The organism is Streptomyces sp. NBC_00091, assembly GCF_026343185.1.
Taxonomy (GTDB): Bacteria; Actinomycetota; Actinomycetes; order Streptomycetales; family Streptomycetaceae; genus Streptomyces.
In genome coordinates, this window is record NZ_JAPEMA010000001.1 from 5,485,191 (window position 1) to 5,497,597 (window position 12,407).

Sequence of the window (12,407 nt, forward strand, 5' to 3'; positions counted from 1 at the left end):
GGTTCGCCGCATGGCCCGACGTACACACATCCTCGAAGCCGCCGCCCGGGTGATCGCCAGGAGCGGTGTCCGTGGCCTGCGCGTGGAGGAAGTGGCCGCCGAGGCCGGCGTGTCCACCTCGCTGCTCTACTACCACTTCAAGGACCGCACCGGGCTCCTGCGGCAGACCCTCGAGTTCATCAACGACCGGGCCGAGCGCTACACGACGACCCGCGACGCGGACGCGGAACCGCTCAGCCCCCGTGCGGAACTCGCCCAGACCCTCCTCCTCGAGCTCCAGGACACCGCCGAGGTCAGGGAGAACAGTTCCGCCTGGGGCGAGCTGCGGGCGAGCGCCGTCTTCGACGAGGTGCTGCGGGAGGATCTGGCCAGGGCGACCCTGGTGTGGGTCCAGGAGGTGGCCGCTCTCCTGGGCCAGGTGGAGCCGATGGCCTCCGCGGCAGCACTGGCCGCGGCCGGCGAGCGGCTCACCGCCCTCCTCGAGGGGCTGAGCATGCGCTGGCTCAGCGGCGGACTCCGGATCAGCCATGCGCGTGCACTGATGGAAGGCGCGATCGACGCCGAACTGGCGGGACTGCGCCAGAAGTAGCCCTGCTCCACCCCCCCCTGCTCCCCCCCTGTTGTCGCGCGTAGGAACGCGCACGCCTGACGTATTGACTGAATTTTCAGTCAGTGCCAGAGTGATTGAGGCCGCAGTGCTGTCCTCGTCGCCCCCTGTCGCCTGCCCAGGTCGCCATCCGCGAAGGCCGCGCCTTGCCGCGGTCGTCCCCCGCCGGCGTCCTGCTCACCTTCCGGAGGAAGGAATGAACCCATGGCTCTGACCCCCACTGAGCGTGACCGGCTCCTGCTGTTCACCGCTGCCGAGCTCGCACGGTCCCGTCATGCCCGAGGGCTCCGTCTCAATGTCCCGGAAGCGACCGCACTCATCGCGGACACGGTGTGCGAGGCCGCCCGTGACGGCCTGCGCCTCGCTGCCGCCATTGCCCGTGGCCGAAGTGTGCTGGGGCCACAGGACGTGTTGCCCGGAGTCGCCGACGTCGTCACCGAGATCCAGGTCGAGGCCGTCTTCGACGACGGCACGCGTCTGGCCGTGGTCAGCGCCCCGTTCGGAGACGTGCCCTGGGACCCGAGCGCCCCGGGGGCGGTCATCCCGGGTCCGGGGCCCGTGCGAGGGCCCCGGCCGGCAGCGGTCGTCACCGTGCGCAACACCGCCACGGTGCCGGTGAGCGTCACCTCCCACTTCCACTTCTTCGAGGCGAATCCCCGCCTCGATTTCGATCGCGCCGCCGCCTACGGGATGCGTCTGGCCGTACCGGCGGGATCCTCCACACGCTTCGAGACCGGCGAAGCCGTGGAAGTCGAGCTCGTGCCGGTCGGCGGTGCGCGGATCGCCATCGGTTTCGCAGGGCTGGTGGACGGGCCGCTGGACGCGCCCGGAGCGAAGGAGGAGGCCCTGCGCAGGGCCGCAGCCTGCGGCTACCTGGGTGTCGAGCACGCGCGAGGAGCACAGTCGTGAGCAGACAGACCAGGCACGGCGACCACTGCGCACCCGGCAGCCGGCACATCGACCCGCACGAGTACGCCACCGTGCACGGTCCTCGCGCGGGCGATCGGGTCCGCCTCGGCGACTCGGGTCTCGTGGTCCGGGTGGAGTCCGATTCACAGCTACCCGGTGACGAGTTCCTGGCCGGCTTCGGCAAGACCGCCCGTGACGGCCTGCACCTGAAGGCCGCGGCCGTCCGCGAGACCTGCGACGTCGTGGTCAGCAACGTGCTGGTCATCGACGCCGTGCTGGGCATCCGGAAGGTCTCCATCGGCATCCGCGAGGGACGTATCCACGCGATCGGCCGGGCCGGCAACCCCGACACCCTCGACGGGGTGGACGTCGTCGTCGGCACGGGCACGACCATGATCTCCGGCGAGGGTCTGATCGCCACCGCCGGAGCCGTGGACACCCATGTCCACCTGCTCTCCCCGCGCATCATGGAGGCGTCCCTGGCCTCCGGCGTCACCACGATCATCGGCCAGGAAATCGGGCCGAGTTGGGGTGTCGGCGTCAACTCCCCGTGGGCGTTGCGGCACGGGTTCAAAGCGTTCGACGCCTGGCCCGTCAACATCGGCTTCCTGGCCCGCGGTTCCTCTTCCCATGAGGCGCCCCTGGTCGAGGCGCTCGCCGAGGGCGGTGCGTGCGGCTTCAAGGTCCATGAGGACATGGGCGCCCACACCCGCGCCCTGGACACCGCCCTGCGGGTGGCCGAGGAGTACGACGTACAGGTCGCCCTGCACAGCGACGGACTCAACGAATGCCTCTCGGTCGAGGACACCCTGCGGGTGCTGGAGGGCCGGACCATCCACGCCTTCCACATCGAGGGCTGCGGCGGCGGGCACGTCCCCAACGTGCTCAAGATGGCGGGCGTGCCGAATGTCATCGGCTCCTCCACCAACCCCACCCTGCCCTTCGGCCGGGACGCGGTCGCCGAGCACTACGGCATGATCGTCTCCGTACATGCGCTGAAGCCGGACCTCCCCGGCGACGCGGCCATGGCCCGCGACCGGATCCGCGCGGGCACCATGGGCGCCGAAGGCGTGCTGCATGATCTGGGTGCGATCGGCATCACCTCCTCCGATGCCCAGGGCATGGGCCGGGCCGGTGAGACGATCCGCCGCACCTTCGCGATGGCGGCGAAGATGAAGGGCGAGCTGGGCCCGCTGGCCGGCGACGGCGAGGGTGACGACAACGCCCGCGTCCTGCGCTACATGGCCAAGCTGACCATCAACCCGGCCATCGCCCACGGTCTGGCCCACGAGATCGGCTCCATCGAGGTCGGCAAACTCGCCGACATCGTGCTCTGGCGCCCCCAGTTCTTCGGCGCCAAGCCCCAGCTGGTCCTCAAGTCCGGCTTCCCCGCCTACGGGGTCACCGGCGACCCCAACGCCGCCACCGACACCTGCGAACCGCTCGTCCTCGCACCGTTGTTCGGAGGGCACGGGGCCGCACCCGCGGAGCTGTCGGTGGCCTTCGTCAGCCGCGCCGCAGCCGAGGCGGGGTCGGCCGGCGGACCCCAGGACGTGCTGGCGACCCGCCGCCGTCGGGTCGCCGTGCGGGGCACGCGGGGGATCGGCTCCGCGGACATGGTCCACAACGCCCGTCTGGGCGAGGTGCAGGTGGACGCGCGCAGTGGCCTGGTCACTCTCGACGGGGCACCCCTGCGCTCAGAGCCGGCGCAGGAGGTTTCCCTGAGCCGCCTCTACTTCTTGTGACGTGCGTGAAGTCTTGACTGAATTTTCAGTCGAGAGCAAGATTCCAACCACTTCTGGCGAAGAGATAGAAGAGAGACACGTGATGACTGCTTTCCGTATGCCTGCCGAGTGGTCCGAGCACGACGGGTGCCTGATGGCCTGGCCCACCCGCACGGACCTCTGGGGGAGCGTGCTGGACGACGTCAAGGAGGAGTACGCGAACGTCGCCCGCGCCATCGCGGAGTTCGAGCCGGTGACGATGGTCGCCCCGCCGGGCCACGGTGACGACGCCCGCTCGTGGTGCGTACCGCAGGTCACCGTCGTGGAGCTGCCGCTGGACGACTCGTGGTTCCGTGATTCCGCTCCGCTCTTCGTGCTCGACGGGGACGGACGGCGCGCGGGGGTGGACTTCCGCTTCAACGCCTGGGGCGGCAAGCACCACCCGTACGACGCCGACGACCGGATCAGCGGACGGCTGCTGTCGCACCTCGGGGTCGAGCGCATCCACTCCGACATGGTCCTGGAGGGCGGGGCGATCACCGTCGACGGCGAGGGCACGCTGATCACCACGGAACAATGCCTGCTCCACCCCAACCGCAACCCGGGCCTGACGCGGGACGAGATCGAAGCCGAACTGAAGTCCCGGCTCGGAGTGCGCAAGGTCATCTGGCTTCCGTACGGCGGTCTGCTCGACACCGAGACCGACGGCCACGTCGACGGTGTCTGCGCCTTCGCGGCCCCCGGCAAGGTGGTCGTCTCCCTGCCCGAGGACCCCGCGCATCCCGATCACGCCCGGATGCGCGCCAACCGCGCGGTGCTGGAGGCCACCACCGACGCCCGGGGCCGGCGGCTGGAGATCATCGACGTCCCGCAGACCGCGTTCGTCGACATGGCCGGCGGTGAGATCGAGCTGTCCTACCTCAACTACTACGTGGCCAACGGCGGTGTCGTCGTCCCCGTGGCCGGTCTGCCCCAGGACGAGGACGCCCTCGCAGTGATCGCGGCGGCGTACCCGGGCCGCAAGGTCGTCGGCGTACGGGCGATCGGGATCGCCTTCGGCGGTGGCGGAATCCACTGCATCACCCAGCAGGTCCCCGCCGTGCGGGCCACCGGCTGACCACGGACCGATCGCTCCTGACGGGCCGGCCCCGCGGCCCGTCAGCCACCCGCATCACGTACGGAAAGAGAGCGCGACGATGACCACACCCCCACCCCGGACCTCCAGACGCGCGAGCGGCCCGCGCGACCGGTTCGCCGCCGCCACCGCGGTCCTGGCTTCCTGCGCCCTGCTCGCGGCCTGCTCCGGCCCGCCCAAGAGCGGAGCGGGTCCCGTCACCGAGGTCACCCTGTCCAAGACGACCCCGGAGGCCAAGGGCGAGATCGACTCCTTCACCTGGGCCGTCTACGCCGAGCCGCCCACGCTCGACCACACGGTGGCGTTCGACTACCCGCAGAACACGATCCTCTCCAACGTCTGCGAGAGCCTCATGCGGTGGACGCCGGGGCTCACCATGGAACCGGGCCTCGCCCAGAAGGCCTCGAACCCCGACCCCACCACGTGGGTCTACGACCTGCGCCCCGGCGTGCGCTTCCACGACGGCGGCACGATGAGCGCCGACGACGTGGTCTTCAGCCTGGGCCGGCAGATGGATCCGGACAACGCGGCGGCCTGGGCCCAGAACTTCCAGAACGTCGCCTCCGTGACCAAGACCGGTCCGCTCCAGGTCACCGTCAAGCTCAAGAAGCCCGACTCCCAGTTCCCCCAGTACATGGCGACCGCCGCTGGCGTGGTGGCGTCCAAGGCCGGAGTCGAGGCGGCGGGCAAGGACTACGGCACCACCGGCAGCCTCGCCTGCACCGGCCCCTTCAAGCTCGGCACCTGGAACAAGGGCCAGTCGATCGAGCTGGAGCGGTTCGACGGCTACTGGGGGACCAGGGCCAAGTCCAAGAAGGCCGTCCTCAGGTTCCTGACCGACCCCTCCGCCCGCACCAACGCCATGCTCAGCGGGGAGGCCGACGGCGGATACCTGATACCCACCGAGAGCTACGCCCGGCTGCGCGGCAGCGGCGTGGGCACCCTGTACTTCGGCGAGGGCCTGAGCACGGTCAACGTCAACATCACCAACATGCAGGGCCCGCTCGGCGACGTCCGCGTACGCCGCGCGCTGTCCCTGGCCCTGGACCGCCCCGGGTTCGTCAAGGCCGGACTCGGCGGCGCCGGAACCGTCACCCACTCCCTCACCACCCGTGCCGCCTGGGCCGCCGCCCCCGAGGGCACCCTGAAGAACGCACTCGACGGCCTGCCGCGCCCCGACCGGGACGTCGAACGGGCCAAGGAGCTGATCAAGGAGGCCGGGGCCACCGGCAAGACCCTGACCGTGGCCACCAGCTCCATCGGCCAGGACGTCTCCCTCCTCGCCACCGCCATCCAGGCGGCCGGCACCCAGATCGGTCTGGACATCCAGCTCAAGACCATCGCTCCGAACGCGTTCACCGCGCTGTTCACCGATCCCGCGGCGCGCGAGGGCATCGACATGTTCCCGCTCACCTACTACGACTCGATCACCGACCCGCTCGACCTGCTGACGAGCTTCAAGACCGGCGCGTACATGAACTTCGCCGGCTACAGCGACAAGCAGTACGACGAGCTGGTCGACCAGGCCGTCGGCACCTACGACCCGGCGCAGCGCCTGGAGATCGAGGCCAAGCTCCAGAAGCAGGCCGCCGAGCAGCTGCTGTGGATCCCGGTCGCCGAATGGCCCACCGCGGTCTTCCTGGGCAAGCGGATCACCGGCGCCCCGACCACCATCTCGTACATGTACTACCCGTGGGCCGCCGACGTGGGTGCGGCCCGGTGAACTTCCTGAGATTCGCGGCACGACGGCTGGGGGAGATGGCCGCCACCCTGCTCGCCGCCTCGTTCGTGGTCTTCGGCGCGATGTACCTGGCGCCGGGCAGCCCGGCGAGCTTCGTGCTCGCCGGCCGCTCGGCCTCCCCGGAGGCCCTGGCCGCCGTCAACGCCCAGTACCACCTGGACGACCCCTTCCTCGTCCGCTACTTCCGGTGGCTCGGCGAAGTGGTGCAGGGAGACTTCGGGCGGTCCATCACCTACCGCACCGACGTGTCCCGGCTCCTGTCCGACCGGCTGCCCAGCACCCTGATGCTGGTCGCCATGGCCCTGGTGGTCGTCGTGGCCGTCGGCCTGGCGCTCGGCTGGATCGGTTCCGTCCGCGGCGGCGCCACCGACTCCGCCATCCTCGTCACCACCACCTTCGCCGTCGGCACGCCCTCGTTCGTCGCGGCCGTGCTGCTCCAGGGCCTCTTCGCGGTCAACCTCGGCTGGTTCCCCAGCAGCGGCGCGGGCGACGGCTTCGGCGACATGTTCTGGCACCTCACCCTCCCCGCCATCGCGCTCGCGCTGTACCTGATCGGCATGCTGGCCCGGGTCACCCGCTCCGCCATGCTCGAAGCCCTCGACGGCGAACACGTCACCGTGGCGCGCAGCCGGGGCGTTCCCGAGCGCCAGGTCGTCCGCCGCCATGTGTTCCGCAACGCGCTGGGCACCGTACTCACCACGGGCGGCCTGATCGTCTCCACCCTGCTGGTCTGCACGATCCTCGTGGAAACCGCCTTCAGCGTCGGCGGCATCGGCCAGCTCCTGGAACTGTCCACGACGACCAAGGACTTCCCGACCGTCCAGGCCATCTCCCTAGTCATCGTCGCCCTGTTCATGCTCGTGAACCTCATCGTCGACCTGCTGCTGCCGCTGGTCGACCCGCGGATCACCCTCGGATCGAGGAGGTCCTCCGCATGACCGCCGTCCTGACCCGCCGGCCCGGCCTCTCCCGGATCCGGGCGCCCCGGTCACCGCTGTACCCGATCTGCCTGGGCTTCGTCGCCCTCGTCGTGGCGGCCGCACTGCTCGCACCCTGGGTGGTGCCGTACGACCCCAACGTCATCGACCTCGGCAACGCCCTCGCCGCACCCTCCGCCGAGCATCCGCTCGGTGTGGACGCGGCCGGCCGCGACACCCTGTCCCGCCTGCTGCTCGGCGCCCGCACCTCCCTGCTCGGCCCGCTCGGCGTGGTCGCCTTCTCCACCGTCGCCGGGGTCGCCGTCGGCATGGCCGCGGCCTGGAAGGGCGGCTGGCTCGACTCCGTCCTCTCCCGCAGTACGGAACTGGTCTTCGCCTTCCCCGGCATGCTCCTGGCCATCCTGATCATCTCCGTCCACGGCGAAGGGCTGATCGCACCGGTCATCGCCCTCGCCGTCGCCTACCTCCCCTACGTCAGCCGCCTCACCCGCTCCCTGGTCCTGGCCGAACGCGAGCGCCCCTACGTCAGCGCCTACCAGGTACAGGGACACTCCTCGCCGCAGATCTGCCTGCGCCACGTCCTGCCCAACATCGCCCCCGTCGTCCTCGCCCAGTCCACCATCAACTTCGGCTACGCCCTCATGGACCTCGCGGGCCTGTCCTTCCTCGGACTCGGCGTGCCCGCGCTCACCCCCGACTGGGGCCGCATGGTCTTCGACGGCCAGACCGCGATCCAGCACGGCTACCCGCTGTCCGCGATCCTGCCCTGCGTCGTCATCGTCCTGACCGTGGTCGCCTTCAACGTGGCCGGAGAACGCTGGGCCGACCGGGTCGCCAGGAGGGACCGATGAACCCGATGACACCCCCGTACGCACTCGACGTCCGAGGGCTGCGGATCAGCCTGCCCGGCGCCGCCCGCCCCGTCCTGGACGGCGTCGACCTCACCGTCGCCGCCGGCGAGACCGTCGCCCTCGTCGGCGAGTCCGGGTCCGGGAAGACCCTCACCTCCCGCAGCGCACTGCGCCTGCTGCCGTCCAGGGCCACGGTCGAGGGCGCCGTCGAGGTGTGCGGCCAGGACGTCCTCACCATGGACCCCGGCCGGCTGACCGCCCTGCGCACCGGCACGGTGGCCATGATCTTCCAGGACCCCCGTGCCGCCATCAACCCGCTGCGCCGCATCGGCGACTTCCTCACCGAGTCCGTCCGCCTCGCCAAGACCATGAGCGGGACGGACGCGACCGCCCGGGCCACCGAACTCCTGGGCGAGGTAGGCCTCGACGCCTCCGCACTCGACAAGTACCCCGGCCAGGTTTCGGGCGGCATGCTGCAACGCGTCATGATCGCGGCCGCCCTCATGGGCGACCCGGCCCTGCTCCTCGCCGACGAGCCCACGACGGCACTGGACGTCACCACCCAGGCCGAGGTCATCGCCCTGCTCGCCAAGCTGCGCGAGCGCTTCGGCACCGGCCTGCTCTTCGTCACCCACGACCTCGACCTCGCCGCGGCCATCAGCGACCGGGTCTACGTCATGTACGCGGGACGCATCGTCGAGACCGGGCCCGCGGAGGCCCTCTTCGCGCACCCCCGCCACCCCTACACGGCGGCCCTGCTCGCCTCCACACCCCGCCCGGAGGCGCCGGGCGGCCGCCTCGCCGCCATCGACGGACAGCCCCCCGACCTGCGCCGGGAACTGCGCGGCTGCCCCTTCGCCCCCCGATGCCCGCTCGCCACCGAGGTGTGCGACGAGCGGGCCCCCCAGCCGCTGCCCGTACCCGGTGTACCCGGACACCGCGCGGCGTGCCACCACAGCGACCGGCTCGAAGGGAGCGCCGCCGATGCCATCGACGCCTGACAACGTGCTGGAAGTGAGGGGCCTGCACCGCGCCTACGGAGACGTACGGGCCGTGGACGACGTGTCGTTCACCCTGCGGGAGGGGGGCTCCCTCGGCATCGTGGGCGAATCCGGATCCGGCAAGACCACCACGGCCCGGATCGTCGTGGGCCTGGAACGGGCCGACGCCGGCGAGGTCCTCGTACACGGCCGCGACCGTACGGGACACGGGCGCGGCCGGGGCCGGGGCCGTGCGGGGCGCCTGGCCCGCGCCCGCGAAGTGCAGATGGTCTTCCAGGACCCCTATCTCTCCCTGGACCCCCGAACCAGCGTCGAGGCGGTGCTGCGCGAGACCCTGCGCCTGCACTTCCCCGGCACGGACCACACCCGGCGCGTCCGCGAACTGCTCGACCAGGTCGGACTGGGCACCCGCGCCGCCGACGCCCGGCCCCGCGCGCTCTCCGGCGGACAGCGCCAGCGCGTCGCCATCGCGCGCGCCCTGGCCGTGGAACCGGCCGTCCTCGTCCTGGACGAAGCCGTAGCGGCCCTCGACGTATCGGTGCAGGCGCAGATCCTCAACCTGCTCGCCGACATCCGGGAACAGACCGCGATCGGCTACCTGTTCATCACGCACGACCTCGGCGTGGTCCGCTGCGTCACCGACGAGGTGGTCGTCATGCGGCACGGCAGGATCGTCGAGGCGGGGCCCACCTCCTCGGTCCTCGCGGCGCCCGAACACCCCTACACCCGGCTGCTCCTGGAGTCCGTTCCCCGGCCCGGCTGGGACCCCGACAGGATCGCGGCGGCACGCCGGGCCCTGCGGTAGCGGGGGACGGGACTGGACGGAACAGCTTTCCGGCCAACCACGGGACACCCGTGGGCAGTTGACACAGGAGGCATGGATGAACGACCCAATGGCAGCCCGGCCGTCGAGCGGCGGCGGAGTCCTGGGCAGACGCGGATTCCTGACGGCCGCGGCCCTCGCCGCGGCCGGCGCCGCGCTGGCGGCGTCCGAAGGGCCGGCGCGGGCCGCGTCCCGGACCGGCCGGGTCGATGCGGCGGGCGCCTTCGCCGTCCCCGCCGAGGACGTACCGCACACCCGCACGTGGATGGCCTGGCCGGACAGCACCACCATCTGGCGGAGCAAGCTCGCGGGCGTCCAGGCGAACATCGCGCTGATCGCGAAGACGATCGCGAAGTACGAGCCCGTCGTCATGTGCGCCAACCCCGCGAGCGCGTCCAAGGCGCGTTCGATGTGCGGGTCCGCGGTCACGGTGATCACGTCCATCGCGGTGGACGACTGCTGGATGCGCGACACGGGGCCCGTCTTCCGGACGAACGGCGCCGGCGGCCTGGACGCGGTCGGCCTGAACTTCAACGGCTGGGGCAACAGGCAGGCCCACTCCAGGGACGAGCTCGTCGCCGAGAGGATCGCCGCCCACGTCGGAGTGCCGATCACGTACGCCGGCCTGGTGGCGGAGGGCGGAGCGATAGAACAGGACGGCGCCGGGACCCTGATGGCGACCCGGAGCAGCATCATCAACGGCAACCGCAACCCCGGGATGTCGCAGGCGCAGATCGAGACCGCGATGCGGGGCGCGTACGGCGCGTCCAAGGTCATCTGGTTCGACGGCGTGTACAACCAGGACATCACCGACGACCACGTCGACGCCACCTCCCGCTTCCTCGCACCAGGGCGCGCGCTGGTCCAGATGCCGATGGCGACGGACAACGACGCCTACGCGAAGGACGCGCGCCGGCAGTACCAGATCCTGTCCACGTCCACGACCGCCGACGGCACCCCGATGGCGGTCACCAGGCTCCAGGGCCCGGACTACTACAAGATCCGGTCGAGCGACCCGAACTTCGTCGCCGCCTACGCCAACTACTACGTGTGCAACGGGGCGGTGATCTCCTCCCAGTTCGGCGACGCCACGGCCGACGCAGCCGCCAGGGCGACTCTCGTCCGGCTCTTCCCCGGCCGGACCGTCGTGCAGCTCAACACCGACCACCTCGGCGCCGGAGGCGGCGGCATCCACTGCGTCACCCAGCAGCAGCCGGTTGTCCCTCCGGCTGCCTGATCCCGCGCGGGCGCACCCCGCGGGCATGCCCGTCACCCCCGCTCAGGGGTGACGGGCATGCCCGCGGGGCGGTGGTCCCTCCAGGGGTCAGCAGTCGTTCTCCGCCGGCCGGCCCTCGATGCGGTCCGCCAGCCACCCGACGGTCGCCGGGGCGGCGGCGTAGAAGGTGGCCATGTGGGTGGGCGTCAGGTAGGTGTCCCAGTCGACGGACGCGCCGAGCCCGCACAGCCGGTCCTTGAGCTCGGTGCCCGCCCGGTACGGGATCACGTCGTCCAGGCGCGAGTGGTACAGCCGCACCGGCACCGCCGGACGCTGCTGCCCGGCCCGCTGCTCGGCCAGCCGGCCGCGCCAGTCGGGCCGCGTGAACGGATCCTCGGTGGTCAGCCGGTCCCAGCTGTGCATCCCGTACTTGGCGGCGATCTGCAGTGTGCAGTCGTCGGAGATGTCGGCCAGTAGTTCGCGGCCGTGGTCGGTGAACAGCTCCTCCAGCGGCAGTTCCGGGTACGCGTGCTTGAGGCCGACGGCCGCGGTCAGGCCGAAGCCGAAGGCCGGGGTGCCGTCCACCCCCTTCGCGACCAGCAGGAGGTCCGCGGCGGGCGCCCCGACCGAGGCGCCGCGCAGCTTCAGCTCCGGTGCGTACGAGGGCTGCAGCTCGGCCGCCCAGCTCGCCGCCTGGCCGCCCTGCGAGTAGCCGGCGATGACGACCGGGGCGTCGGGAGCGATCCCCGCCCCGGGCAGCCGCTGGGCGGCGCGCACCGAGTCCAGTACGGCCTGGCCCTCGGCCCGCCCGTTGACGTAGCTGTGCCCGCCGGCGGTGCCGAGCCCCTGGTAGTCGGTCGCGACCACGGCCCAGCCTCGGTCGAGCATCGCTTTGATCAGGATGGTCTCGTACTGGGTGCCCCCGGCCAGCGCCCGCGAGGGGGCGCACCGGTCGCCCAGGCCGTGGGTGCCGATGGCGTGCGCGACCACGGGGCGCGGGCCCGGCCCCGCGTACGGGGCCTCGGGGACGAGCAGGGTGCCGGAGACGGCGATCCGGCGGCCTTCGGCGTCGGCGGAGCCGTAGAGCAACTGCCAGGAGCGGACACGCTGGTTGATCAGGCCGGTCGGCTCGATCCGGAACTCGGCGGCCCGGTGCTGGATCACCTCGCCCGCCCCGGCGGTGACTCCGCCGGGCGGCAGACTGTAGAAGGGGTCGTGGAGGTCACCGCTCTCCACGGCCGCGGCCGGCGTGGCCGTCGCGATCAGGGTGGCCAGCAGCGCGGCGAATGCGGGCACGGCGGTGCGCAGGAATCTCATGAGCGTCCCTGGTGGGTGGGGTTTTGAGGTCGTCCACCGATGATCGACGGGTTGTGCGCGGCTGGTGATGGAGCGTCACACAGAATGTGAAGCCCGATCATGTGAGCAACGACAATGACACATGCCGTTCGGCAATGCCGTACGG

11 protein-coding genes are annotated in these 12,407 nt (G+C 71.4%); 10 read left to right on the forward strand and 1 reads right to left on the reverse strand.

The genetic code is table 11. The features are described 5' to 3' along the window. The first annotated feature begins 10 nt into the window (after positions 1–10). The 10 genes from OOK34_RS25295 to OOK34_RS25340 all read left to right on the forward strand — a co-directional run bounded on the left by OOK34_RS25295 (position 11) and on the right by OOK34_RS25340 (position 10,966). A complete protein-coding gene (locus tag OOK34_RS25295; RefSeq protein WP_267036143.1) occupies positions 11–589 on the forward strand; it encodes a TetR/AcrR family transcriptional regulator in 579 nt (192 codons plus the stop codon). A 222-nt stretch (positions 590–811) separates the two neighbouring features. Then, positions 812–1,516, forward strand: a complete 705-nt coding sequence (ureA, locus tag OOK34_RS25300) for an urease subunit gamma (RefSeq protein WP_267036144.1) — start codon at positions 812–814, stop codon at positions 1,514–1,516. Further along, on the forward strand, positions 1,513–3,261 hold the full coding sequence (locus OOK34_RS25305; RefSeq protein ID WP_267036145.1) for an urease subunit alpha: 1,749 nt from the start codon (positions 1,513–1,515) through the stop codon (positions 3,259–3,261). Before ureA ends, OOK34_RS25305 begins: the two co-directional genes overlap by 4 nt. Before the next feature lie 82 nt (positions 3,262–3,343). Next, positions 3,344–4,357: an agmatine/peptidylarginine deiminase gene (locus tag OOK34_RS25310; RefSeq protein WP_267036146.1), complete on the forward strand. Its 1,014-nt coding sequence runs from the start codon at positions 3,344–3,346 to the stop codon at positions 4,355–4,357. A gap of 79 nt (positions 4,358–4,436) precedes the next feature. Beyond that, on the forward strand, positions 4,437–6,098 hold the full coding sequence (locus OOK34_RS25315; RefSeq protein WP_267036147.1) for an ABC transporter substrate-binding protein: 1,662 nt from the start codon (positions 4,437–4,439) through the stop codon (positions 6,096–6,098). Then, positions 6,095–7,054: an ABC transporter permease gene (locus OOK34_RS25320; protein ID WP_267036148.1), complete on the forward strand. Its 960-nt coding sequence runs from the start codon at positions 6,095–6,097 to the stop codon at positions 7,052–7,054. The genes OOK34_RS25315 and OOK34_RS25320 overlap by 4 nt, the downstream gene beginning before the upstream one ends. After that, positions 7,051–7,905, forward strand: coding sequence for an ABC transporter permease (locus tag OOK34_RS25325; protein WP_267036149.1), 855 nt, complete (start codon positions 7,051–7,053; stop codon positions 7,903–7,905). The genes OOK34_RS25320 and OOK34_RS25325 overlap by 4 nt, the downstream gene beginning before the upstream one ends. Next, positions 7,902–8,906 carry an ABC transporter ATP-binding protein gene (locus tag OOK34_RS25330; RefSeq protein ID WP_267036150.1) on the forward strand — a complete coding sequence of 335 codons (1,005 nt, stop codon included), beginning with the start codon at positions 7,902–7,904 and terminating at the stop codon, positions 8,904–8,906. Before OOK34_RS25325 ends, OOK34_RS25330 begins: the two co-directional genes overlap by 4 nt. After that, complete coding sequence (locus OOK34_RS25335) at positions 8,890–9,711, forward strand: ABC transporter ATP-binding protein (RefSeq protein ID WP_267036151.1); 822 nt, start codon at positions 8,890–8,892, stop codon at positions 9,709–9,711. The genes OOK34_RS25330 and OOK34_RS25335 overlap by 17 nt, the downstream gene beginning before the upstream one ends. 76 nt (positions 9,712–9,787) lie before the next feature. Beyond that, a complete protein-coding gene (locus OOK34_RS25340) occupies positions 9,788–10,966 on the forward strand; it encodes an agmatine/peptidylarginine deiminase (RefSeq protein WP_267036152.1) in 1,179 nt (392 codons plus the stop codon). Positions 10,967–11,053: 87 nt separating this feature from the next. Here the strand turns inward: OOK34_RS25340 and OOK34_RS25345 are convergent, their stop codons facing one another. Then, positions 11,054–12,262: a lipase family protein gene (locus tag OOK34_RS25345; RefSeq protein WP_267036153.1), complete on the reverse strand. Its 1,209-nt coding sequence runs from the start codon at positions 12,260–12,262 to the stop codon at positions 11,054–11,056. Between the last annotated feature and the right edge of the window lie 145 nt (positions 12,263–12,407).

Coding starts and splice junctions, on each gene's coding strand:
- OOK34_RS25345 (WP_267036153.1), bottom strand. CDS start 12,262: ATGAGATTCCTGCGCACCGCCGTGCCCGCATTCGCCGCGCTGCTGGCC.
- OOK34_RS25315 (WP_267036147.1), top strand. CDS start 4,437: ATGACCACACCCCCACCCCGGACCTCCAGACGCGCGAGCGGCCCGCGC.
- OOK34_RS25330 (WP_267036150.1), top strand. CDS start 7,902: ATGAACCCGATGACACCCCCGTACGCACTCGACGTCCGAGGGCTGCGG.
- ureA (WP_267036144.1), top strand. CDS start 812: ATGGCTCTGACCCCCACTGAGCGTGACCGGCTCCTGCTGTTCACCGCT.
- OOK34_RS25310 (WP_267036146.1), top strand. CDS start 3,344: ATGACTGCTTTCCGTATGCCTGCCGAGTGGTCCGAGCACGACGGGTGC.
- OOK34_RS25295 (WP_267036143.1), top strand. CDS start 11: ATGGCCCGACGTACACACATCCTCGAAGCCGCCGCCCGGGTGATCGCC.
- OOK34_RS25340 (WP_267036152.1), top strand. CDS start 9,788: ATGAACGACCCAATGGCAGCCCGGCCGTCGAGCGGCGGCGGAGTCCTG.
- OOK34_RS25335 (WP_267036151.1), top strand. CDS start 8,890: ATGCCATCGACGCCTGACAACGTGCTGGAAGTGAGGGGCCTGCACCGC.
- OOK34_RS25325 (WP_267036149.1), top strand. CDS start 7,051: ATGACCGCCGTCCTGACCCGCCGGCCCGGCCTCTCCCGGATCCGGGCG.